The 23046-nt window shown below is 60.2% G+C and carries 24 protein-coding genes; 10 read left to right on the top strand and 14 right to left on the bottom strand.

Annotated features, from left to right (window positions below; genetic code table 11):
* Positions 1 to 16: 16 nt before the first annotated feature.
* Positions 17 to 607: a DNA-3-methyladenine glycosylase gene (locus O3S81_RS10170; protein WP_269342838.1), complete on the top strand. Its 591-nt coding sequence runs from the start codon at positions 17 to 19 to the stop codon at positions 605 to 607.
* On the opposite strand, the gene O3S81_RS10165 is transcribed toward O3S81_RS10170, so the two are convergent.
* From O3S81_RS10165 to O3S81_RS10155, 3 genes are all read right to left on the bottom strand, one after another.
* Positions 604 to 762, bottom strand: coding sequence for a hypothetical protein (locus tag O3S81_RS10165; protein WP_269342836.1), 159 nt, complete (start codon positions 760 to 762; stop codon positions 604 to 606). The genes O3S81_RS10170 and O3S81_RS10165 overlap by 4 nt on opposite strands.
* A gap of 230 nt (positions 763 to 992) precedes the next feature.
* On the bottom strand, positions 993 to 1190 hold the full coding sequence (locus O3S81_RS10160) for a hypothetical protein (RefSeq protein ID WP_003523793.1): 198 nt from the start codon (positions 1188 to 1190) through the stop codon (positions 993 to 995).
* A gap of 173 nt (positions 1191 to 1363) precedes the next feature.
* Positions 1364 to 2377 carry a substrate-binding domain-containing protein gene (locus O3S81_RS10155; RefSeq protein WP_269342834.1) on the bottom strand — a complete coding sequence of 338 codons (1014 nt, stop codon included), beginning with the start codon at positions 2375 to 2377 and terminating at the stop codon, positions 1364 to 1366.
* 268 nt (positions 2378 to 2645) lie between these two features.
* On the opposite strand from O3S81_RS10155, the gene O3S81_RS10150 reads away from it, so the two are divergent.
* From O3S81_RS10150 to O3S81_RS10125, 6 genes are all read left to right on the top strand, one after another.
* The gene (locus O3S81_RS10150; RefSeq protein WP_269342833.1) at positions 2646 to 3911 is read left to right on the top strand and encodes an ABC transporter substrate-binding protein; all 1266 of its coding nucleotides are present in this window, start codon (positions 2646 to 2648) and stop codon (positions 3909 to 3911) included.
* A 64-nt stretch (positions 3912 to 3975) separates the two neighbouring features.
* A complete protein-coding gene (locus O3S81_RS10145) occupies positions 3976 to 4950 on the top strand; it encodes a carbohydrate ABC transporter permease (RefSeq protein ID WP_269342831.1) in 975 nt (324 codons plus the stop codon).
* Entirely contained in the window at positions 4947 to 5780 is an 834-nt protein-coding gene (locus tag O3S81_RS10140) for a carbohydrate ABC transporter permease (RefSeq protein ID WP_269342830.1), read from the top strand. Before O3S81_RS10145 ends, O3S81_RS10140 begins: the two co-directional genes overlap by 4 nt.
* A gap of 10 nt (positions 5781 to 5790) precedes the next feature.
* Positions 5791 to 6819, top strand: a complete 1029-nt coding sequence (locus O3S81_RS10135; RefSeq protein WP_269342828.1) for an ABC transporter ATP-binding protein — start codon at positions 5791 to 5793, stop codon at positions 6817 to 6819.
* A 57-nt stretch (positions 6820 to 6876) separates the two neighbouring features.
* Complete coding sequence (locus O3S81_RS10130) at positions 6877 to 7662, top strand: ThuA domain-containing protein (RefSeq protein ID WP_046801358.1); 786 nt, start codon at positions 6877 to 6879, stop codon at positions 7660 to 7662.
* Between the two features lie 6 nt (positions 7663 to 7668).
* Positions 7669 to 8718 (top strand): Gfo/Idh/MocA family protein, encoded by a 1050-nt coding sequence (locus tag O3S81_RS10125; RefSeq protein ID WP_269342825.1) that lies wholly within the window; start codon positions 7669 to 7671, stop codon positions 8716 to 8718.
* A 178-nt stretch (positions 8719 to 8896) separates the two neighbouring features.
* On the opposite strand, the gene queE is transcribed toward O3S81_RS10125, so the two are convergent.
* The 3 genes from queE to queC are packed head-to-tail and all read right to left on the bottom strand — an operon-like array spanning position 8897 to position 10715.
* Complete coding sequence (gene queE, locus O3S81_RS10120) at positions 8897 to 9652, bottom strand: 7-carboxy-7-deazaguanine synthase QueE (RefSeq protein ID WP_269342823.1); 756 nt, start codon at positions 9650 to 9652, stop codon at positions 8897 to 8899.
* Entirely contained in the window at positions 9649 to 10005 is a 357-nt protein-coding gene (queD, locus tag O3S81_RS10115; RefSeq protein ID WP_003523781.1) for a 6-carboxytetrahydropterin synthase QueD, read from the bottom strand. Before queD ends, queE begins: the two co-directional genes overlap by 4 nt.
* Positions 10005 to 10715, bottom strand: coding sequence for a 7-cyano-7-deazaguanine synthase QueC (gene queC, locus O3S81_RS10110; RefSeq protein ID WP_269342822.1), 711 nt, complete (start codon positions 10713 to 10715; stop codon positions 10005 to 10007). Before queC ends, queD begins: the two co-directional genes overlap by 1 nt.
* Positions 10716 to 10935: 220 nt before the next feature.
* Here queC and O3S81_RS10105 point away from each other — a divergent pair, with 220 nt between their 5' ends.
* Together O3S81_RS10105 and O3S81_RS10100 are read left to right on the top strand one after the other, a co-directional pair.
* A complete protein-coding gene (locus O3S81_RS10105; protein ID WP_269342821.1) occupies positions 10936 to 11073 on the top strand; it encodes a hypothetical protein in 138 nt (45 codons plus the stop codon).
* Positions 11066 to 11236: a hypothetical protein gene (locus O3S81_RS10100; protein WP_269342820.1), complete on the top strand. Its 171-nt coding sequence runs from the start codon at positions 11066 to 11068 to the stop codon at positions 11234 to 11236. Before O3S81_RS10105 ends, O3S81_RS10100 begins: the two co-directional genes overlap by 8 nt.
* A gap of 92 nt (positions 11237 to 11328) precedes the next feature.
* On the opposite strand, the gene O3S81_RS10095 is transcribed toward O3S81_RS10100, so the two are convergent.
* The 6 genes from O3S81_RS10095 to O3S81_RS10070 form a co-directional block, all read right to left on the bottom strand.
* Positions 11329 to 12462: a Gfo/Idh/MocA family protein gene (locus O3S81_RS10095; protein WP_269342819.1), complete on the bottom strand. Its 1134-nt coding sequence runs from the start codon at positions 12460 to 12462 to the stop codon at positions 11329 to 11331.
* A gap of 22 nt (positions 12463 to 12484) precedes the next feature.
* Positions 12485 to 13249, bottom strand: coding sequence for a sugar phosphate isomerase/epimerase family protein (locus O3S81_RS10090; RefSeq protein WP_269342818.1), 765 nt, complete (start codon positions 13247 to 13249; stop codon positions 12485 to 12487).
* Positions 13250 to 13309: 60 nt separating this feature from the next.
* On the bottom strand, positions 13310 to 14398 hold the full coding sequence (locus tag O3S81_RS10085) for an ABC transporter ATP-binding protein (RefSeq protein WP_269342817.1): 1089 nt from the start codon (positions 14396 to 14398) through the stop codon (positions 13310 to 13312).
* 5 nt (positions 14399 to 14403) lie between these two features.
* Positions 14404 to 15345 (bottom strand): carbohydrate ABC transporter permease, encoded by a 942-nt coding sequence (locus O3S81_RS10080; protein WP_269342816.1) that lies wholly within the window; start codon positions 15343 to 15345, stop codon positions 14404 to 14406.
* Entirely contained in the window at positions 15338 to 16240 is a 903-nt protein-coding gene (locus O3S81_RS10075; protein ID WP_269342815.1) for a carbohydrate ABC transporter permease, read from the bottom strand. Before O3S81_RS10075 ends, O3S81_RS10080 begins: the two co-directional genes overlap by 8 nt.
* A gap of 142 nt (positions 16241 to 16382) precedes the next feature.
* Positions 16383 to 17615 (bottom strand): ABC transporter substrate-binding protein, encoded by a 1233-nt coding sequence (locus O3S81_RS10070; RefSeq protein WP_269342814.1) that lies wholly within the window; start codon positions 17613 to 17615, stop codon positions 16383 to 16385.
* A gap of 221 nt (positions 17616 to 17836) precedes the next feature.
* On the opposite strand from O3S81_RS10070, the gene O3S81_RS10065 reads away from it, so the two are divergent.
* Positions 17837 to 18559 carry a CPBP family intramembrane glutamic endopeptidase gene (locus O3S81_RS10065; RefSeq protein ID WP_269342813.1) on the top strand — a complete coding sequence of 241 codons (723 nt, stop codon included), beginning with the start codon at positions 17837 to 17839 and terminating at the stop codon, positions 18557 to 18559.
* A 60-nt stretch (positions 18560 to 18619) separates the two neighbouring features.
* Here O3S81_RS10065 and O3S81_RS10060 read toward each other — a convergent pair whose 3' ends face one another.
* On the bottom strand, positions 18620 to 20050 hold the full coding sequence (locus O3S81_RS10060; RefSeq protein ID WP_269342812.1) for a mannose-1-phosphate guanylyltransferase/mannose-6-phosphate isomerase: 1431 nt from the start codon (positions 20048 to 20050) through the stop codon (positions 18620 to 18622).
* A 282-nt stretch (positions 20051 to 20332) separates the two neighbouring features.
* On the bottom strand, positions 20333 to 22762 hold the full coding sequence (locus O3S81_RS10055; RefSeq protein WP_269342811.1) for a glucose/quinate/shikimate family membrane-bound PQQ-dependent dehydrogenase: 2430 nt from the start codon (positions 22760 to 22762) through the stop codon (positions 20333 to 20335).
* Positions 22763 to 23046 lie beyond the last annotated feature (284 nt).

Here is a 23046-nt window from a genome sequence, read left to right as displayed (position 1 = left end):
GCGGAAGGGGTTCCGGATGGATGAGGCCTTTGGTCTGGAAATGCAGGAGAGTTTCTTCCTGCGTGATGCGGTGGACGTGGCCCGCGCCCTCATCGGCGCGGAATTCCGCATCGGCAATACCGGCGGCATCATCGTGGAAACGGAAGCCTATCATCCGGACGACCCGGCATCCCACAGTTTCAACGGGCAGACCCCGCGCAACAGGGCGATGTTCGGCCCGGCCGGCCATCTCTACGTCTACCGGTCCTATGGCATCCACTGGTGCGCCAACTTCGTCTGCGCTCCCGGCTCCGCCGTGCTTCTGCGCGCCATCGAGCCGCTGACCGGTATAGACATGATGAAACTGCGACGGGGAACTGACAAGCTGAAACTTCTCTGCTCGGGCCCGGGCAAGCTCTGTCAGGCGCTGGCAATTACCGGGGATATGGACGGTGCGCCGCTGAATGTGCCGCCGTTTTTCCTGCGGCTGCCGAAAGAAGCCTCCGCCATCACCAGCGGCAGGCGCATCGGTATCAGCCGTGCAATGGACTATCCCTGGCGTTTCGGACTGGAAGGCTCGACTTTTGTCAGCAAGAAATTCGAGACGCCACAGACGCGGGGTTCTTAAAGCACCTTCGGCGGCTCGTCGTTTTCGTCGGGATTGGGCGTCGGCACCTCATCGGGCAACCAGTCGGGCTCCGGTTCCTCGACCGGCGGAATCTCCGGCTGCGGCGGCACTGGCATCGGCGGTTCGGGATGGGGTTCGACGGGAACTATTGACATCGCGGCCTCCTGATATGAACGCGCCTCGCCCGAAGCGGACACCGGCTACGTTTTGATCTATCGGGACAACGCGTTCGCGCCGTCGCCATTCAGGCGGCGCAACACCCAATTCGCCCACCGGTCAATGCCGGCCAAGTCCCTTCGGTCCGATTGCGCCGCCCTGCGGGTCGTACAGGAAAACGCGGGGACGGCAGGTCCGTTCCGTATTTTAGGAAGGTTTTTGCGACAGCTCAGGCGAAGCCGAGCGCGCTGCGGGAAATATCGCGGTTTTCGCAATAATCGCGGGAATGGGCTTCATGACCATGCTCGCGGGCGGTCGAACGGTTAAGTTCCGGGCTCGGAACGTTGAGAAGCGCATCGGCATAGGTGCCGGTGGCCTCGACATCGTCGATCACAGTCTGCTGTTGCGGCTTTAAAAATTCAAACATCCGTCATCCTCCTTCGACGCATCCCTCCAACGCGCCGGCACGGGGCCTGTTCCATATACCCGTGACTGTTCCGATTATACATGAGAAGGGATTAACGTATAGATGACGAAAGGCGAACGTTATCAACTGACGTTCACAAAATGGAGTGGAATCAGTGAGCTATGGCGAGAAGCTCAGGCCGGGCCGACCGATTCCCGCAAGATCAGTTCCACCGGCCACAATTCCTGGACCTCACGGACCGGGCGGCCGCCGATGATCTGCAAAATAAGGTCCGTCACCCGCATGCCCGCCATGCGCATGGACGAGCGGGTGGTGGAAAGCGGCGGCATCATGCTTTCCGGCGTGAGGTAAGGAAACACGTCGTCATGGGCGATGACGGAGACATCCTTGCCGATCACCAGCCCCATCTGGGTGGCGGCGCGATAGACACCCTGCGCCGTCATCATCGCACCCGCCACAAAGGCCGTGGGGCGCGGCGTCTGCTCCAGAAGCGAGCGGGCGAAGCGGAAGGCCGTCTCCTCACTGAAGTGCTCGTTCATCATGAAACGCGGATCGGGCACTATACCGTGGGTTGCCAGCGCATCGCGGAAACCCTGCTCGCGATCCTGTACGAAGGTGCGGCCCACCGGGCCATTGATGAGGGCGATGCGCCGATGGCCGCGCTCCAGAAAATGGGTCGTCGGGCGATAGGTCACATCGTGGTTGTCGATATCGAGCCAGGCATGTTCAAAGGGTGTCTTTGAGCGGCCATGCACGATGAAGGGCACACCCAGCCGGTTGAGCAGCGCGATGCGCTCATCCTCCGGGCGCGGCGAATGCACGATGATACCGTCCACCCGGCCGCTGGCCGCCAGCCGACTGAAAATCGCCAGTTCCTCATCGAGATTATTATCGACGGTGACGCTGACGAGGATGTCGGTCTCTTCCCGTTCCAGGCGGGTCGCCATGCCACCCATGAACTCCGAAAAGAAATGCCCACCACCCGAACGACCCATGACGACGCCGATGGCGCCGGCCCTGCCCGTTGCCAGCCGGACAGCGTTGGCATTCGGCCGGTAGCCGTATTTCAGCGCAGCCTCCATCACCCGCTGGCGCGTCTCTTCACGCACCTCGGGGTAGCCGCCAAGCGCCCGGCTGACGGTGGTGGGCGACAGCCCGACCTTTTCTGCGAATTCCTTGAGCTTCATGTTTTTTGCCAATTTGCCCCTGCATGCGTTGCCGCCGCGGATTTTTCAAGCCGACAAAAATTGAAAACGATTTCAATTTTCTCCCACCTGAAACCTTACAGTTGATCATTGCGAATGGCAAACGCCGAAAAATTGCAGACGAAAACAGCCAATTTCCGGGGGATTAGAAAGAGTATTGACAGATTGCTCGGCTTTTGAGAGCCTCACGTCAGTCAAAAGCGCTTTCAATTTTGAGGACAATCGAAAGCGTCAACGGAGGAGTTTGACAATGAATATTTCCATGAAGACTTTGTTCCTGTGCGGAGTCGCGTTTTCCGCCGCCGTTACGGCTGAGGCGGCCGAGCTTTCCATCGCCGCCAATTCGACCGGTAAAAACGTCGCGTTCTTCCGCGAACGGATCGCCGCTTTTGAAAAAGAGACCGGCCACAAGGTCAATCTCGTCACTATGCCGTCTTCTTCAAGCGAACAGTTCAGCCAGTACCGGCTGTGGCTTGCGGCCGGCAACAAAGATGTCGATGTCTACCAGACAGACGTGATCTGGGCGCCGCAGCTCTCCGACCAGTTCGTGGACCTGACCGAAGCGACGAAGGACGTCATCGGCGATCATTTCCCCTCCATCGTCGCTTCGCAGACGGTTGACGGCAAGCTCGTTGCCATGCCGATGTTCACCGACGCGCCGGCGCTGTTTTATCGCAAGGACCTTCTGGACAAATACGGCAAGCAGCCGCCGAAGACCTGGAAGGAACTGAGCGAGACCGCCAAGGAAATTCAGGACAAAGAGCGCGAAGCGGGTCAAAAGGACCTCTGGGGCTTCGTCTTCCAGGGCAGCGCCTATGAGGGCCTGACCTGCAACGCGCTGGAATGGATCGCGTCCGCCGGCGGTGGCCATATCGTCGAAAGCAATGGCGATATCTCCGTCAACAACGAAAAGGCCGCAGCCGCCATCGAAACCGCCAAGGGCTGGGTCGGCACCATCGCACCGCAGGGCGTGCTCGCTTACAAGGAAGAGGAAGCCCGCGGCGTCTGGCAGACGGGCAATTCCGTCTTCATGCGTAACTGGCCCTATGCCTATGCACTGGGTAACGGCGCCGACAGCGCAATCAAGGGCAAGTTCGGCGTCACGCCGCTGCCGGCAGGTACGGAAGGCGAAGCCCCTGCCTCGACGCTCGGCGGCTGGAACCTCGCCGTCTCGAAATATTCCGACGACAAGGAAGCGGCCATCCAGCTGGTGAAGTTCCTGGCTTCGAAAGACACCCAGAAGCTGCGCGCGATCCAGCTCTCCAACATGCCGACGATCGCTTCGCTTTACGATGACAAGGATGTCGCGGCGGCCCAGCCTTTCATGCCGACATGGAAACCGATCTTCCAGACCGCCGTTCCGCGTCCATCCGCCTCCGCCAAGGTGAAATATAACGAGGTTTCGGCCAAGTTCTGGGGTGCGGTGCACAACACGCTCTCCGGCAACGGCACGGCGGCTGAAAATCTCGAACTTCTCGAGGTTGAACTGACCGATCTCAAAGGCAACGGCTGGTAATCCGGCCCGCGCGGGAGGCGGCCTCGCCTGGCCGTTTCCCGCGCCCCAACCGCGAGATATCCCCATGAACGACATCGCCCTTCAAAGACCGGTCGCGGCATCCGGCACCGGCTCCGATCTGCAGTCGGAACGCCTGAAATCCGCCTGGCTGTTTCTTGCCCCCACATTTCTGGTGCTGGCGCTGGTGGCGGGCTGGCCGCTGGTGCGCACCGTCTGGTTCAGCCTCACCGACGCTTCGCTCACCAATCTCGATGGTGCGCAATTCGTCGGCCTCAAGAACTACCTCACCTGGATCACGCTCAGCAGCGGCCGCACCATCTATCGTGGCCTGCTCGCCGATCCCGCCTGGTGGGGCGCCGTTCTCAACACGCTGAAGTTCACAATTCTCTCCGTCAGCCTCGAAACCGTGCTCGGCCTTATCGTCGCGCTGGTGCTGAATGCCGAGTTCAAGGGGCGCGGCCTCGTGCGCGCCGCAATCCTCGTGCCGTGGGCCATTCCCACCATCGTTTCGGCGCAGATGTGGGCATGGATGCTGAACGACCAGTTCGGCATATTGAACGACCTGTTCCTCAATCTCGGCCTGATCTCCAACAAGATCGCCTGGACCGCCAATCCTGAAACGGCCATGGTCGCCGTGCTGATCGTCGATATCTGGAAGACCACGCCTTTCATGGCGCTGCTCATCCTCGCCGGCCTGCAGATGGTGCCGAAGGACATGTATGAGGCGGCCAAGGTGGATGGCATCCATCCTGTCAAGGTATTCTTCCGCGTCACCCTGCCGATGATCCGGCCGGCGCTGATGGTCGCCGTCATCTTCCGCATGCTGGATGCGATGCGCGTTTTCGACCTCATCTATATCCTGACACCGAATAATGCCCAGACCCGCACCATGTCGGTGCTGGCGCGTGAGAACCTGTTCGATTTCGACAAGTTCTCCTATGGTGCCGCCGCCTCCACCATGCTGTTCCTCATCATCGCCTCGATCACGGTCATCTACATGTGGCTCGGGCGCGTCAACACCGATGGAGCCGCGCGATGACCCTGCCAAGCATCCTGAAAACCACCGCTTTTTATGCGCTGATCGCCATCATCATGGTGATCTCGGTATTCCCGTTCTATTATGCGATCCTGACGAGCCTGAAGTCCGGTTCGGCGCTGTTCCAGGTCAATTATTGGCCGCGTGACTTCTCGTTGGCCAATTACAGCTTCGTCATCGGTAACGGCACTTTCCTGCGCAATCTCGGCAATTCGCTGTTCGTTGCATCTTCCGTCGTCGTGCTGTCGCTGTTCCTTGCGGTAACGGCATCCTATGCTCTCGCCCGCGTCCGCTTCCGGGGCCGCGCGCTGCTGCTTCTCACCATCCTGTCGGTTTCGATGTTCCCGCAGATCGCCGTTCTCGCCGGCCTGTTCGAACTGATCCGTTGGGCGGGTATCTTCAACACACCGCTCGCGCTGATCTTTTCCTACATGATCTTCACCCTGCCCTTCACGGTCTGGGTGCTGACAACCTTCATGCGCGACCTGCCAATCGAGATCGAGGAAGCGGCGATCGTCGATGGCGCGACACCATGGGTCATCATCACCCAGGTGTTCATGCCGCTGATGTGGCCGGCACTCGTGACGACAGGGCTTCTCGCCTTCATCGCGGCATGGAACGAGTTCCTCTTCGCGCTCACCTTCACCTCATCGAACGAGCAGCGCACGGTTCCTGTCGCCATCGCGCTCCTGTCGGGCGGCTCTCAGTTCGAAATCCCGTGGGGAACGATCATGGCCGCGTCCGTCATCGTCACCGCACCGCTCGTCGTCCTCGTTCTGATCTTCCAGCGACGCATCATCTCCGGCCTCACCGCCGGCGGCGTCAAAGGCTAGGAGAAATCTCATGACCACCATTCAACTGCGCAATCTTCGCAAATCCTTCGGCGCCTTCGATGTCATCAAGGGCATCGACATGGAAATTCGCTCCGGCGAGTTCATGGTCTTCGTCGGTCCTTCCGGCTGCGGCAAGTCCACTCTGCTGCGCCTCATCTGCGGGCTGGAGGAAATTTCCGGAGGCACGCTCTCCTTTGACAGCGAGACGGTGAACCGCCTGCCGCCCGCCAAGCGCGGTGTCGCCATGGTCTTCCAGTCCTATGCGCTTTATCCGCATATGACCGTGTTCGAAAACATGGCCTTCGGCATGAAACTCTCAGGCGCGGACAAGGAGCAGCGCCGCAAGCGCGTGGAAGCGGCGGCCGAGATGCTGCAACTCACGCCCTATCTGGAGCGCCTGCCGAAGCAGCTTTCCGGCGGCCAGCGCCAGCGTGTCGCCATCGGCCGCGCCATCGTGCGCGATCCGAAGGTGTTTCTGTTCGACGAGCCGCTTTCCAACCTCGATGCGGCGCTGCGTGTCGCAACCCGTCTCGAAATCGCCAAGCTGCACCGCTCGATGCATGACACGACGATGATCTACGTCACCCATGACCAGGTGGAAGCAATGACGCTCGCCGACCGCATCTGCGTATTGCGCGACGGCCGTGTCGAGCAGATCGGCACGCCGCTGGAGCTTTACGAAAGCCCGGTCAACACCTTCGTCGCCGGCTTTATCGGCTCGCCGAAAATGAACTTCCTGTCAGGCAAATATGCCGAGACGGAAGGCGCCAAGACGATCGGCATCCGCCCCGAACACATCACCATCGCCACCGACGGCAGCGGCTGGAGCGGCGAGATCGTGCATTCGGAAATGCTCGGATCGGACAGCTACATCTATGTCGAGATCGGCGCCGGTGAACCCGTCGTCGTTCGCGAGGAAGGCGTCACCGGCCGCACGGCCGGCGAACGTATCGCCATTGTGCCGGATGCGGCGCAGATCCACCGTTTCGATGCCGAAGGCCGGGCGCTTTCCCGCAACCCCGCCCGGGGTGCGGCCTGAACATTCAACTTTCGCCGGGATCACCCAAGGTCCCGGCTTTCACCGAGGAGCATGACAATGACCATCAACACCGTTGTATGGGGCGAAAATATCCACGAACACATCAATGAGACGGTGCGTTCGATCTATCCGAACGGCATGCACAACACCATTGCCGACGCGCTGAACCAGAACCCTGAGATCAATGCCACCACCGCCACGCTGCAGGAGCCGGAGCACGGCCTTTCGCAGGAGCGCCTCGACAAGACCGACGTGCTGGTCTGGTGGGGCCACAAGGACCATGGCGCGGTGCAGGACGAGATCGTCGAGCGCGTCGCCAAACGCGTCTGGGAAGGCATGGGCCTCATCGTCCTGCATTCCGGCCACTTCTCCAAGCCGTTCAAGCGACTGATGGGCACGCCCTGCGCGCTGAAATGGCGTGAGGCGGGCGAACGCGAGCGTCTGTGGACCATCAATCCGCGCCACCCGATTGCCGCCGGTCTGCCTGAGCATTTCGAGTTGGAAAACGAGGAAATGTACGGCGAGCAGTTTTCCGTGCCGGAGCCGCTGGAAACCGTGTTCATCTCCTGGTTCCAGGGCGGCGAGGTCTTCCGTTCCGGCCTCACCTGGCGTCGCGGCGCGGGCAATATCTTCTATTTCCGCCCCGGCCACGAGACGTACCCCACCTATCACGACGCCAATGTCCAGAAGGTCATCAGCAACTCGGTGAAATGGGCCTATAATCCCGTTGGCGCACTCAAGAGCATTCACGACGCCCCCAATGTTCCCGTCGACAAGGCGCTGGAGCCCATCGAAGAACGCGGCCCCAAGCTGCACAAGGCAGGCGAAGCAGGTTACAGGTAAACAGCCATGAGACTTCTCATTCTCGGAACCGGCGGCATGGCCAACAACCATGCCACATATTTCTCTGAAATCCCCGGCGTTGAACTGGTCGCGGCGGTGGATGTGGACGATGTGGTGGTGCGGGGCTTTGCGCTGCGCCACAATATCCCGCTCTCCTTCACCTCGCTGGACGATGCAATCGCCTGGGGTGAATTCGATGCGGCGGCGAATGTCACGCCGGACGCCATCCACCATCCCACCAGCCTGAAGCTGCTCGCAGCCGGCAAACATGTCTTCTGCGAAAAGCCGCTGGCGGAAAACTACGCCAAGGCCGCCGAAATGGCCGATGCCGCCGAAAAGGCCGGCCTCGTCGCCATGGTCAACCTCACCTATCGCAACGTCGCCCCCTTGCAGGCGGCGCGTGAGATGGTGCTGGCAGGCAAGATCGGCAAGGTTCGCCATCTGGAAGCCTCCTATCTCCAGAGCTGGCTCGTTTCCAAGGCCTGGGGCGACTGGATGACGGAGAGCAAGTGGCTATGGCGGCTTTCCACCAAGCATGGCTCGAACGGCGTGCTGGGTGATGTCGGCATCCACATTCTCGACTTCGCCTCCTATGGCGCGGGCAGCGATGTGGAACGCATCTTCACGCGGCTGAAGACCTTCGACAAATATGAAGGCAACAAGATTGGCGTCTACGACCTCGACGCCAATGACAGCTTCACCATGACCGCCGAGCTTGAAAACGGCGCCATGGGCGTCATCCATGCCAGCCGCTGGGCGACGGGGCACCTGAACGAGCTTCGCCTGCGCATCCATGGCGACAAAGGCGCGCTGGAAGTGATCCACACGCCTGACTATTCCAGCCTGCGCGCCTGCATCGGCGAGGATGTGGAGAAGGCGATCTGGAAGACGATTGATGTCGATCCGGTGCCGACGAACTACGAGAAGTTCGCCAAGGCGGTCATGGAAGGCGGTATCGCCGACCCGGACTTCCGTCACGCAGCCAATCTGCAGAAGGTGCTTGATCTCTCGATCGTCGCGGATCGGGAACGGCGCGAGCTGACCGTTTCGGCTTGAGTTCAGGAGAGCGGCGGCGGAAGCCGCCGCGAGGGAGGGGTGATGTTCCTCCACGTCCCCCTGCCCAATCGACGTCATTCTCGGGCTTGACCCGAGGATCCATGTCCTTCAACGGCGTGTGGATTCTCGCTTCAAGAGCGAGGATGACGTCGAAATGTTTTTGCCAAATGCCTGCAACTCACACCCCGCGCTTGTTCCCCCACAGAAGCACATGCAGCTGCGGTAGCACGCGGGCCGAAAACCAGCGGTCTTCGCTGACCTTGTCTACCAGCCACAACATCCGGTCCATCACCCCGTCGATATCCACTCGCGCATCGTCGTCATCGGGCGGCGGCGGAGTGTGGTTGCCGGGCTGGAGATAGACAGGCAGATGCGGAAAACGCGCCGAAGCCGCCTTGGCATAGGCATAATCCGCATCATCGAACACCACGATCTTCAGCGCCACCTGCGGCCCCTCGCCAGCAGCGGCAAGACAATCCTCGAAAGCCCGCCAGTCCGTTTCCATGCCGCTTGATGGCGGCTTGGGGCTCAGAACCAGATGGTCAAGATCGGCAAACCAGTCTTTGGCGATACTGCCCTGCGTTTCCAGCGCGAAACGATACCCCTCGCCCTGCCCCTTCGCGATCAAAGTCCCGAGCGGCTGGATGGCCGGATTACCGCCTGACAGTGAGACGGTCAGCGGCACACCGCCGGAAAGCCGCCGCACCTCCTGCCAGATCGCGTTTACCGTCATTGGCAACCATGTATCGCGATAATCACTGTCGACCGCGTGCAGCGTATCACACCAGGAACAGCGATAGTCACAGCCGCCGGTTCGCACGAAAACAGTCGGCAGACCGATCAGCAGACCTTCGCCCTGAATGGTCGGGCCGAAGATTTCACTGATGCGGATCGTGGTTTCCTTGGCTGCAATCATCCCTGCAGCCGCCGTCATGGCCGGTATTCCGCCCAGGTCTTGGCGGTTTCACTCACCCGCACGGCGCTGGTTTCCGGCAGGCGATCCTTGCACCAGTCATAAAAATGCTTCGCCAGATATTCCGCCGTCACCCGGTCATGGCCGAGGACATCGTTCAGATGGCGATGGTCGAAATGATCGTCGATATAACGCTTCAGCGGTGCAAGCTCGTGATAATCGCGCACGAAACCGTGCTCGTTCAGTGCTTCGCCCGCAAGCTCTATCTCGACAATGTAATTATGCCCGTGCAGTCGGTTGCACTGGTGATCCGACGGCAGGCTTTTCAACTGATGCGAGGCGGAGAAGTGAAATTCCTTGGTGATGCGGAACATCAGCGCACCTCCTGCGCCGCATAGGCATGGGTGGCGGCAACCCAGAAATCCGGGTCTTCATAGTCCGTTGGGTCGGCAACGCCCGCCAGATGGAAGGCCTCGCGCCGTTCCACGCAGGTTCCGCAGCGGCCGCAGTGGCGCAAGCCGCCCTTGTAACAGGACCATGTTTCCCCAAACGGCGTTCCATATTTTGCCCCATCAGTGACGATCGCGGCTTTGGAGACGGTCACATAGGGCGCGAAAAGCTTGACGTTGGCATAACCTTCCAGCGCATGCGCCTGCATGGCGTTGAAGCTGTCGATGAAGCCCGGCCGGCAATCCGGATAGATGAAATGGTCGCCGCCATGCACGGCAATAGCCACCGCATCCGCCTGCTGTGCTGCGGCAAGGCCAAAGGCGATGGTGAGCATGATGGCGTTGCGGTTCGGCACCACGGTGGAGCGCATGGTCTCTTCCGCATAATGCCCGTCCGGCACCTCCACATCGTCGGTCAGTGCCGAGCCGGTGAGATGTGCGCCGATGGGGCGGATATCGATGATATGATGCGGCACGCCGAGCCGTTTGGCGCAATCGGCCGCGTATTCCAGTTCCTTCCTGTGGCGCTGGCCATAATCGAAGGAGACGAGAGCGAGAAGTTCGTGTTCCGCCGCAATTTTATGCGCAAGCGAAACGGAGTCCAATCCGCCGGAGCAGATGACGATGGTTTTCATAATTGGGATCCCTTGTTTTGACCGGGTGGGCTGCGACCGGATACGGCGCGGCTTTAAACCAAAGCGAAGGGATTGTGAAGGGCCTTGCGCATATGCAGCCAAGCCGCGCCATCACGAAAATGCCCCGCGACAGCAACAAGACGAAACAAACGGGACATAAGCGGGAAACCGGCACGATCTAGAACAATGCCGAATTTGCTGTTCTTGAAGGGTCTTGCCAATGGTGGCGGCTGATACATTCCTGTTTTCGCTGAGCAACCTCAGCTCTCTTGGCGCCGGCCTGCTGATGGCGATGGCGGGCATGCTTTACGTCACGCTCACCATTCGCGGGCTGGTTGCCGCCCTTCGCCATGGATAAGGCCCTCGACACAAAACGCCACCGGTTCAGGCGCAATCTCACCACCGCGCTTTTCGTCGCCGCGGCAGGGCTTGTCGCGGCGGTCGGCATAGCCCCGTTCGTTTTCCTGATCTGGATGATCAGAACCGTGGCGCGCTGGCTCGGCCTTTTTATTGGAATTTGAAGGTTCCATGAACCCGCGACGCTCGCCGTAGCCGGCTGAGCGGAAAGGCCCGGCGGACTGACAGTGCGCCGGGCCTTTTATTGTAAACAGGCTCAGCGCAGCAGCGCCTGCGCCTCCTCGATGCCGAGTGCGGCCGGCTGAGTGCAGGTCGTCGTCATCTCGATGAAACGGCCTTCCTCCCCGGATTTCAGGATCGAGGTCATGACATCGATGCCGTGCAGCGAGCGGTCCAGCGAGCAGCGGGCATCGCGGCCCTCCAGAATGGCAATCGCCATATCGGCAAGGCCGGCCGTGCGGTAGTTGGCGCGCGGGCCGTTCGGGCTTTCCTGATTGGCGATGCCGAAGGGATGCACCCAGTCTTCCAGCGGCTGGATGTTCTTGTCACGACCGCTCGCTTCCACCACACCGCCGAAGAAGTTCGGGTCCGGCACGTAGATCGAGCCTTCCGTGCCGTAAAGCTCCATATTGGCGTGGCGATGCGACCACACGTCCCAGCTGGCCGAAAGCGTGATCGTCGCGCCGTTCGCGAATTCCAGCAGCGCGTGGATGTTGGTCGGTGTTTCGACGGGAATGATCTCGCCATTCAGCGGCTGGCTGGTCACCGTACGGGTGGGGTTCGCCATCGAGGTCAGCGCCCCGACACGTTTGACCGGGCCGATGAGGTTGATGAGGTTGGCGACGTAATAGGGCCCGAGATCGAGTATCGGCCCGCCGCCCTTCAGAAAGAAGAAGCCCGGGTTGGGGTGCCACATTTCCATGCCGGGGCTCATCACATGGCAGGTGCCCGACGTGATGCGCCCGACCTTGCCGTCATCGATATATTGACGGGCAAGCTGATGCGCGCCGCCGAGAAACGTATCAGGCGCGCAGCCGACGGAGAGGTTCTTCTCCCGGGCGATACGCCGCAGTTCTTCACCCTCTTCCAGCGAAAGCACGAGTGGCTTTTCAGAGTAGACGTGCTTGCCCGCCTCAAGGGCTGCTTTCGACACCGGAAAATGCGCGGCGGGAATGGTGAGGTTCACCACCACGTCAATGTCCTTGTTGGCGAGCAGCTCGTCGATGGACTGCGCGACAACACCGAATTCTTCTGCCCTCAACTCCGCCGCGTTGCGGTTGAGGTCGGCGCAGGCCAGCACCTTGATGCCCTTGAAGAGCGGTGCAAGCGAGAAATATGCAGACGAGATATTGCCGCATCCGATGATGCCGACGCCAAGATCTCTGGCCATGATGAAACTCCGAAATTGAAACTCAGTAGGTTTTGAAGGAAGCGATCGAGCGGGTGATCAGCCGGTCGATATCCTTCGGATTGTCATGCTCGACCACGAAATGTTTCGTGGCGGATTTCGCCTTCAGCGCCGCGATGAGGCCTTTCCAGTCCACTGTACCATGGCCGACATCGGCCCAGCCATCTTCGTCGGCATTTTCACCGGCCGGCGCGATGTCCTTCACATGCACGGCGGTGATGCGCTTGCCGTAGCTTTCGATCCAGGCGAGCGGATCGGCATTGCCGCGAATGATCCAGGCGATATCCGCTTCCCATTTCAGGTCCGGCCCACCGGCCAGTATCTGTTCCTGCGGAGTAGAGCCGTCGCCGAGTGCCTTGAATTCGAAATCGTGGTTGTGCCAGCCGAAGGTCAGCCCGGCATCCACGAAGGGTTTTCCAGCTTCCTGGAGGCGCTTGCCGAAAGCGAACCAACCGGCCACGTCGGTCGGGCGCTGGTCGGGCATCAGGTAAGGGCAATAGATCGCTTCGACGCCGAGGACCTTTGCGATATTCAGCGCCCTTTTCGGATCACCTTCAAGAAGGTCGAGGCCGAAATGGCCGGTCGGCATGGTCAGGCCGTTGGCGTCGAGTTCGGCGCGCAGGCCCTTCAGCCCGGCATCATCCAGAGAGGCGTACATGGCGCCATAACCTTCAACCTGCCTGTAACCAGCCGTCGAAAGCTTCTTCAGAATATCGGAAAAAGGCTGGAAATTGCGGGCGCTGTAAAGCTGGAAACCGAGTTCTGTCATTGTCTCCTCCATAGAGATGCTGGGTCTTGGGATTGTGTGTGGGGGAAATAGTTGGTGCGTCTAAAGCCGTTCCTCGCTTTGCGCGTCGAACAGCGAAGCCATGGCCATGTCGAGGCCGAGGCGAACCTTGGTGCCCGGCGAAAACCGCCGGTGGCCGCCAACGCGCACAGAGAGCGTATGCCCGGCATGTTTCAGCCAGATCAGATTATCGGCGCCCATCGGCTCCTCGATATCGACAATCGCCTCATGCACTTCGCCGCCGACAATATCGGCGTCCACACGCACATGTTCCGGGCGTACGCCGAGAACCACAGCACGGCCTGGTGCAAGCGGCGTATCCGAATGATAACCATCGAGCGCAAACGTCACGCCATTGGTGGTGAAGACGACCTTGCCGTCCTTCTCGATCAGCTCACCACGCAGGAAATTCATCGATGGCGAACCGATGAAGCCGGCAACGAAGAGGTTCCTCGGCTTGTTATAGATGGTGACGGGGTCGGCCAGCTGCTGGATGACGCCGCTTTTCATGATGGCGATGCGGTCGGCCAGCGTCAGCGCCTCGATCTGGTCATGCGTCACATAGATCATGGTGTTTTTCAGCGACTGGTGCAGCCGCTTGATTTCCACACGCAGTTCCGAGCGCAGCTTGGCGTCGAGGTTGGAAAGCGGCTCGTCGAACAGGAACACATCCACATCCCGCACCAGCGCCCGGCCGATCGCCACGCGCTGGCGCTGGCCGCCGGAAAGCTCGGCCGGCTTGCGTTTCAGCAGCGGCTCGATCTGGAGAATGCCAGCCGCCCGTTTCACGCGCCGGTCGATTTCCTCCTTCGGCACCTTTGCTACCTGAAGGCCGAAGGACAGGTTCTTTTCCACCGTCATCTGCGGGTAAAGCGCATAGGATTGGAACACCATGCCGATGCCGCGATCCTTCGGCTCCTCCCAGGTGACGTTACGATCCTTGATGAAGATCTGTCCGTCGGTCGGTTCCAGAAGGCCGGCGATACAATTGAGAAGGGTCGACTTGCCGCAGCCGGACGAGCCGAGCAGCACGAGGAATTCGCCGTCGTAAATATCCAGATTGAGGTCTTTCAGCACGGTGACGGCACCGAAGGACAGGGAAAGATCGCGGATGGAAACGCTTTTATTCATATAGCTCAACCTTTTACTGCGCCGGCGGCAATGCCGCGGACGAAAAGCCTGCCGGAGACGAAATAGACGATCAGCGGCACGGCCCCGGTCAAAAGGGTGGCGGCCATGTTGACGTTGTATTCCTTCACGCCCTGCACGGAATTGACGATGTTATTGAGCTGCACCGTCATCGGGTAATATTCCGGCCGCGTGAACACCACGCCGAACAGGAAGTCGTTCCAGATGCCGGTGACCTGCAGGATCATCGCAACGACGAAGATCGGCAAAGACATGGGCAGCATGATGCGGAAATAGATCTGCCAGAAGTTCGCGCCGTCGATACGCGCCGCCTTGAACAACTCCTCCGGCAGCGAGGCGAAATAGTTGCGGAACAGCAGCGTCAGGATCGGCATGCCGAAGATGGTGTGCACGATCACGAGGCCGGTCAGCGAGCCGTAAATGCCCAGTTCGCGCAGCACGATGACGATCGGATAGATCATCACCTGGTAGGGGATGAAGGCGCCGATGATGAGGATCGAGAAGAACAGTTCCGATCCCTTGAACTTCCAGTTGGCCATGGCGTAGCCACTGACGGAAGCAACGATGATGGAGATGACGACGGAGGGCACGAGGATACGCACCGAGTTCCAGAAGCCGCGCGAAAGCCCGTCGCAGTTCAAGCCCGTGCAGGCATTGGCCCAGGCCTTCACCCAGGGTTCGAAGGTGATTTCCACAGGCGGCGCGAAGATATTGCCGAGGCGGATTTCCGGCATGCCCTTCAGCGAGGTCACGACCATCACGTAAAGCGGCAGCAGGTAATAGGCGGCGGCGACAAAGAGCGTGCCGTAAAGAATGATGTTGCGGCGGGAAAATGTTTTCCTCGGCTTCCTGCCGCGCGGGCCGGAAAGTTCCTTGGCAACCACATCATTGGCGGCGACAACCGTGTTCAATGTGCTGATATTAGCCACGCTTCTTGCCTCCGAATTCGAGGTAGGCCCATGGAATGATGATGATCGCGACGGTGAGAAGCATCATGGTCGAGGCGGCAAAGCCCTGCCCCAGGTTCTGTGCCTGGAACATGTAGTCATAGACATATTTCGCCGGCACTTCAGACGCGATGCCCGGCCCGCCGCTGGTCTGCGCCACCACCAGATCGTAAACCTTGACGATGCCGCTGGCGATGATGACGAGCGTGGTGATGAAGACCGGCCGCATCATGGGAATGATGATGAGAATATAGGTCTTCCACATCGGAATGCCGTCGACGCGCGCCGCCTTCCAGATATCCTCATCGATGCCGCGAAGACCCGCCAGCATCAGGCACATGACGAGCCCTGTGCCCTGCCAGAGTGCCGCAATCAAGATGCCATAGATGACGATCTCAGAATTATAGAGCGGATCGAAGGTGAAGCTTTCCCAGCCCATCGAGCGGACCACGGACTGGATGCCGAATTCCGGGTTCAGCAGCCATTGCCAGACAAGGCCGGTGACGATGAAGGACAGTGCGAAAGGATAGAGAAAAATGGTGCGGAAGGTGTTCTCGAAGCGGATCTTCTGGTCCATCAGCGCCGCCAGCACGAAGCCGATGACGAGGCTGAAGATCAGCGACAGAATGCCATAGATCGCCAGATTCTGGATGGAAACGATCCAGCGCGGCGCAGCCCACAGCCGCTCATATTGATCGAAACCGATAAAGTTCGCCCGCGGCAGAAGCTTGGAATTGGTGAAGGAATAAACGACCGTCCAGATCGTTCCGCCGAGGAAGATCACCATGGCGGTCAAAATCATGGGAATGGAGGCAATCTTGGAATTGAGATTGCGAAAGAGCTGGTTGGGGCGCCCTGAGCGCGCTTGACCTGCCATGTTACCTCCTCCTGTAACGTTACAGTAAGCGGTCAGGTAGAAACCTCACCGCATGAAACGCCTGCCCGTATTGATGATAATCGCACGGAGCGGACGCTTCGGGAGGGGAGCGGTGAACCGCTCCCCTCCCGGGAGATCACAATCAGTCAGCCGAACCGATAATGTCCGCGAAGCGCTTCTGCCCATCTTCCGCCGACATGGAACCGGCAAAGAATTCCGCCATCAGGTCTTCCTTCTGTTTCTGCGTATCGGCAGAAATCAGCTGGTCGGTGCTGGTCAGCGCGTTGCCCTTGGCCAGAATTGCCAGACCCTTCTTCATGCAGTCATTGGCTGCATTGAGGTCCACGTCGCCACGGATCGGCAGGGAACCCTTTTTCAGGTTGAATGCCACCTGGGTTTTCGGATCAACGATGGTTGCGGCAAGCACGTCCTGCGCCTTGGTTTTCGCCTCGTCTTTCAGAACCGGGAAATAGAAGGCATCGCCGCCGGTGGTGAGGTATTCACTGAGACCAAGACCGGGAAGGCAGGAATAATCCGTGCCGGCCTTCTGGTTGGCCAGCTGGAATTCACCCTGCGCCCAGTCACCCATGATCTGGCCGCCGGCCTTGCCGGTGATGACCATGTTGGTGGCCTGGTTCCAGTCCTGAACATTGGTGCCCTTGGCCATGTCGCGCGCTTCGACGGCAGCAGCGAAAATCTTTGCCATCTCAGGACCGGCCGCCGCTTCGGCATCCTTATCGCCATAAACCTTCTGATAGAGATCCTTGCCGCCGATCGAAAGCGTCAGAGTGTCGAACAGGCCGTTGGCCTGCCAAGCCTGACCGCCAAGGGCAAGCGGCTGGATGCCGGCCTTTTTCAGCGCTGGTGCGGCCGCGACGAATTCCGTCCAGTTCTTCGGAACCTCGACGCCCGCCTTCTTGAAGGCGGCGTTGGAAAGCCAGAGCCATTGCCAGGAATGGATATTCACCGGCGCGCAATAAATCTTGCCGTCGATGGTGCAGCTGTCGAGCAGACTTGCCGGCTTGATGACCTCTTTCCAGTTGCCCTTGGCGGCAACGTCGGACAGGTCGCGCATCAGGCCCGCCTGCACCAGTTCTTCCGCCTGCCGGCCGTGGTTGAACTGGGTGGCGCCCATCGGGTCGCCGCCGGTGATGCGGCTGATCATGATCGGCCGTGCCGTGCCGCCGGAACCGGCGATGGCGCCATCCACCCATTTGTTGCCGGTAGCGTCGAAGGCCTTGGCCAGTTCGGCGACGGCGGCGGCTTCGCCGCCCGATGTCCACCAATGGGTCACCTCAAGATCGGTGGCCCCCGCAATACCCGCCGGAATCATCACACTGGCCAGAAAAGCCGCAGAAATAACACGCATTCGCATGAGTCTCCTCCCTCACTGAAACGTTGCAGTTGGAACCTATGCGAAGATTTTTGATTAGGCAACCGCCTAAAATACGAATCTCACCACCGCTCTCGGGAGGCCTTTCAAACGGCTGAAAGATGCGCGGAACAGGTGTCGACACAGGGAATAGAGCCGCGTAACCCACCTGCAATGCCGGTCGTTTACGAAACGCACGACGAAGAAAACAGGCGAAAGAGACCATGGCGCGTTGGCACGTTCTTTTGATCATCGGATTGGCGGGTATCGCATCGCTGTTGCTGGCGTCATTTGACCAGCTCGCACCGGGGCCGCAGCTTTCATTCGCGATGCGCCTGCTGATCCTCATCCAACCGGCGATCCTGACTGTCGCAGCGGTGGCCACCGGTCAGGCTCTGGCAGTAAGAACCGGGCTTGCTGCGCCGCTGGTCGATAGCTGGCTGCAGGGAGCCAACCTGCGCCCGATATTGCGAAAGCAGGCGCCACCCGCATTGGCGGCAGGCCTTGCCGTAGGTCTGCTGATGAGCGCCTATTCGTCCCTGATCCTGCCATCGGTGACGGATGCGGTGACCATGGCAAAAATGACCGCTTTCAACGTTCCGCTGGTGACCCGGATTCTCTATGGCGGGATTACGGAGGAGATTCTGACCCGATGGGGCCTGATGTCGCTTTTCGCATGGGCACTCTGGCGCATGGCGGGCAAAGGAAAGCTTCTGCCAAGCCTGTTATGGGCCGCCATCACCATGGCGGCCGCCCTATTCGCTGCCGGCCACCTGCCGTTTCTGTTTGCGATTACCTCTCAGCCGCGGCCATTGCTGATCATTGTGATCCTGCTCGCCAACTTCATCCCCGGCCTGCTGTTCGGCTGGCTGTTCTGGCGGCGGGGCCTGGAAGCGGCAATATTCTCCCATGCCTTTGCCCATTGCGTGAACGCGCTTGTCTCCTGAAATGGAAAAGGCGAGCCGGACCATAATCCGCCTCGCCCTCATCACGTCGTTTCGCCAAAATTATTGCCGTCTGTAATCATCCTCGATGCGGATGACGTCATCCTCGCCGATATAGGCGCCGGTCTGGATTTCGACGAGTTCGAGCGGAATCTGGCCCTCATTGGCAAGCCGGTGCGGCTGGCCGATCGGAATATAGACCGACTCGTTTTCCGTCAGCAGCCGGGTCTCGTCCCCCATCGTCACGGTTGCAGTTCCCTTGACGACGATCCAGTGTTCCGAGCGGTGATAATGTTTCTGGAACGAGATGCGGTGGCCGGGATCAACCGTGATGTGGCCGACCCGGTAACGCTCGTCCACATACATGTGCTCGATGAAACCCCAGGGTTGATATACCCGCTTGTGGGTCTGCGTATGCGGCGCATGTTCGCCGCTCTTCAGCGTCTCCACCAGACCCTTCACATCCTGCACCCGGTTTTTCGGCACCACCAGAACCGCATCCTTGGTGGTCACCACCACGAGATCCTTCGCGCCCACCACCGTCGTCAGCAATTGCGTGGAATGGATCAGACAGCCTTCGGAATCGATGAAGACGCCGTTGCCTTCCAGCGCATTGTCATTGCCGCGCTTGTCGGCAATCTCCCAGATCGCATCCCAGCTGCCGATATCCGACCAGCGGAAATGGCCGTGCACCACCGCCATGCGCTTCGTCTTTTCGATCACCGCATAGTCGATGGAGTTCTTGGGGGAAGCCTCGAAGCTTGCCTGATGCAGGCGCACAAAACCGAGGTCGCTCTCATATTGCTCGACCGCCTGCGTCACCGCTGCAAGGATTTCCGGGGCAAAGGCCTTCAATTCGGCGATCATCACGTCGGAGCGGAACAGGAAATTGCCGGAGTTCCAGAGATAACCCTTTTCGAGATAGGAAATCGCCGTCTTCACATCCGGCTTTTCCACAAAGGCCTCGACGGTGCTCAAATCCTGCTCGCCATCGATCGCCTCCCCCGGCTTGATATAACCATAGGAGGTGCGCGGCTCGGTCGGCACCAGGCCGAAGACGACGATATTGCCCTGATCGGCAGCTTTGGCGCCAAGCCTGACGGCGTCGGAGAATTTGTCAGCATCGAGCACCACATGGTCGGCGGCAAGCGCCAGAACCAGGCATCCCGGCTCGCGGCGCTCAGCCAGTACGGCGGCGGCGGCCATGGCGGCGGCGCTGTCGCGGCGGGCGGGTTCCAGCACCACCGTCGCCGGCAGATCGATCTCTTCCGCCTGGCGGCGGGCGAAGAAACGGAAATCCTCGTTGGTGATCACCAGCGGTTCGGAATAAAGCCCCTTGTCGCCCACCCGCTTCAACGTCTGCTGATAGGTCGAAAGATTGCCGACCAGCGGCTGGAACTGCTTGGGCAACTGATCGCGCGATACCGGCCAGAGCCGTGAGCCGGCGCCGCCAGCAAGAAGAACCGGCGTGATCTTTCGAGAGTGTTCCTTCACAACAAAACCTTTCCAACTCTAAAAAATTTCCCGGCGCGCCGGACAATATACATATTCCGAAATACCGCCATCATCGGTTCACGGGCGGACAAGCGCAAGCTCATAAATTCGCCTTGTGAAAGCTTGGTGAACGGCAGGGCGGTTGCCGGCGGACCCTTTTGCTAACGCAAGGCGGAGAACGAGGTTCCCTGCGGAAGGGTCCATCTTGTTTTTGGGCGGCAAAGAAAAACCCCGGAGCAACGCCCCGGGGTTTCGTTTTTTCAACGTGACTGGCCGCCAAGATCAATCCGGCAGCGCATAGGCGATCACATAGTCGCCACGGTCGGGAGACTGGCGTGCGCCGCCGGCCGAAATGACGACATATTGCTTGCCGGTCTTCGGAGACTTGTAGCTCATCGGGCCGCCCTGGCTACCGACCGGAAGACGCGCCTTCCAGACTTCCCTGCCGGTCGCCGTGTCGAAGGCGCGCAGATAATAATCCTGCGTGCCGGCGATGAAGACGAGACCGCCCTGAGTGGTGAGCGTGCCGCCAAGCGTCGGCATGCCGATCGGGATCGGCAGGCCCATCTTGATGCCGAGCGGACCCGTATCCTGGACGGTGCCGACCGGCACCTGCCACTTGATCTTCTGGGTCTTCATGTCGATCGCGGTCATCGTGCCATAGGGCGGAGCCTGGCACGGAATGCCGAGAGCCGACAGGAAGCGGTTCTTGTCGACGGCATAGGGCGTGCCCTTCATCGGCACGAGGCCCATGCCGGTATTGACGCTTTCGCCACCGCTTGCCGTTGCCTTGGTGGGTGCGGCTTCCTTCATCTGGATCCAGAGGCCGAGACGCATGTCATTGACGAAGATGGTGTTCGTCGTCGGGTCTGTCGAAAGGCCACCCCAGTTCATGCCGCCGAGCGAGCCGGGGAAGCTGAGCGAAACATCCGTGCCGGGTGCAGTATAGAGCCCTTCATAGCGCATGCCCTTGAAGGCAATGCGGCAAAGAAGCTGATCGAACGGGGTGGCGCCCCACATATCCGCCTCGGTCAATGTCCGCGCGCCGATCTCCGGCATGCCGACAGAACGTGGCTGGGTCGGCGAATAGGGCTCGTTCGGAATATTGGCCGGCTTGACCGGAACCTCTTCCACCTTGGTCAGCGGCTGGCCCGTAGCGCGGTCGAGGACATAAATCTGAGCCGCCTTGGTACCGAAGACCAGCGCCGGAACGGTCGTTCCATCCGCCTTCGGGAAATCGATGAAGCTCGGCTGCATCGGCACGTCGAAGTCCCAGAGGTCATTATGAACCGTCTGGTAGACCCATTTTTCCCGGCCTGTCGTGGCATCGAGTGCCAGCATCGAAGCGCCGTATTTATGGTCGAGCGGCGTGCGTGTCGCGCCGTAGAGATCGACCGAGGGGCTGCCGACCGGCATGAAGACGGTGTTCAGCGCCGGATCGTAGGACATGGACGCCCACACATTCGGGGTGGAACGCGTGTATGTCTGCCCTTCGGGCGGCAGTCCGGTGATCTGCGGGTTGCCGGGATCGAAGGCCCAGCGAAGCGCGCCCGTCACCACATCGAAACCGCGCATCACGCCACCCGGCATATCCACCTGCACATTGTCGGCGATGCGGCCGCCGACCACAACGGTGGTGCCTGCGAGCGTGGGGGCCGAAGTCAACACATATTGCGGGTCCGGCGCATTGCCGAGGCCGATCTTCAGATCGACACGGCCATTGGTGCCGAAATCCGGGCAAAACGCGCCGGTGTCGGCATCGAGTGCGATCAGTTCGGCATTGATTGTATTCATCAGAATGCGGCGCTGGCAAAGCGCTCCGTCGGCCACCACCGCCGGTGTGACAGGCGTGGAGCCCGGCGCGGTCGGCTGCTTCAGCGGCGCCTTGGCATCAAAATAGGCAAGGCCGCGGCAACGCATCCAGACGGAGGATTTCGCGTTGATTTCCGTCTTCCATTTTTCAGCACCGGTATCGGCATCGAGAGCGATGACATTGTTGTGCGGCGTGCACAGGAACACGGTGTCGCCCACCTGCAGCGGCGTTTCCTGATCTTCCGCGCCGTTCGCGCCGGGGCTGATCGGGGTGTCCCCGGTGCGATAGGTCCATGCGACTTCAAGGTTCTTGACGTTATCGCGGGTGATTTCGTCCAGCGCGACAAAGCGGCTGCCGCCGGACGTATTGCCGTAATGCTCCCAGTTCTTCTGCTCGGTTTCCGGCTTGACCGGCGTCAGCGCCGCCGGTTCGCCATTAAAGGCGACGGTCGGATGCGGCACGAACATGCCGGCAAAACCGGCGCCAGAAGCAATGGCCAGAACAGCGGCAATGGCGAAGGACGTGCCGTAGGCAGGTGTTTTACCGGCTGCACGACGCAGCAGCGGATAAGACAGCGCCACGACCGTGGCCCCCACACCTATTGCAAGCAGGCGGGAAATCAGCGGCCAGAAGTGCAATCCGGCTTCCCAGACCGCCCAGACCCCGGAAAGGATGAAGATGAGAGCAAAGAGAAGCGCGCCGGCCGGCTTGCGCAGCAGGATCAGCAGGCCGGAAACGATCAGCGCGATACCGGCCGTGACGAAATAGGGGCTGCCGCCAAGCGCAACGAGCTTCCCGCCGCCAATGGCGAAGAACAGGCCCGCAGCGATGATGACCGCGCCAAGCACCAGCAGCCATAGTCTGGCTGGAAGCGACAGTGAAGTTGCAGAGTGACTCATGGAGTGAATATCCGGTTAGGAGGGCCGCCGCAAAGGCTGATGCCCGATGATCGTTCAGTGTCCGGCAAAGCCGGGACAGCCAGCCGCAGCAGCGGCCAGGCGCGAACGCGATGAGGGCGGCGCGGCTGAACGGGGAACAATAGTGGGGAAGACTTCCGTTGTGACTGTCATTTTGACCCATTCACTGCAGATACCACCGGCCCGTTGGACGGCGGCCAAGATGCTTGAACAAATCCTCCCCGGCCCGGTCGCAACGCCCGTCTGTAGGCACGGAGCGTACCAAA

The sequence above is a fragment of the Agrobacterium sp. SOY23 genome (assembly GCF_027212525.1).
GTDB lineage: Bacteria > Pseudomonadota > Alphaproteobacteria > Rhizobiales > Rhizobiaceae > Agrobacterium > Agrobacterium tumefaciens_I.
Note: the sequence above shows the minus strand (reverse complement) of the source record. Positions and strands in the feature narration are given on the sequence as shown.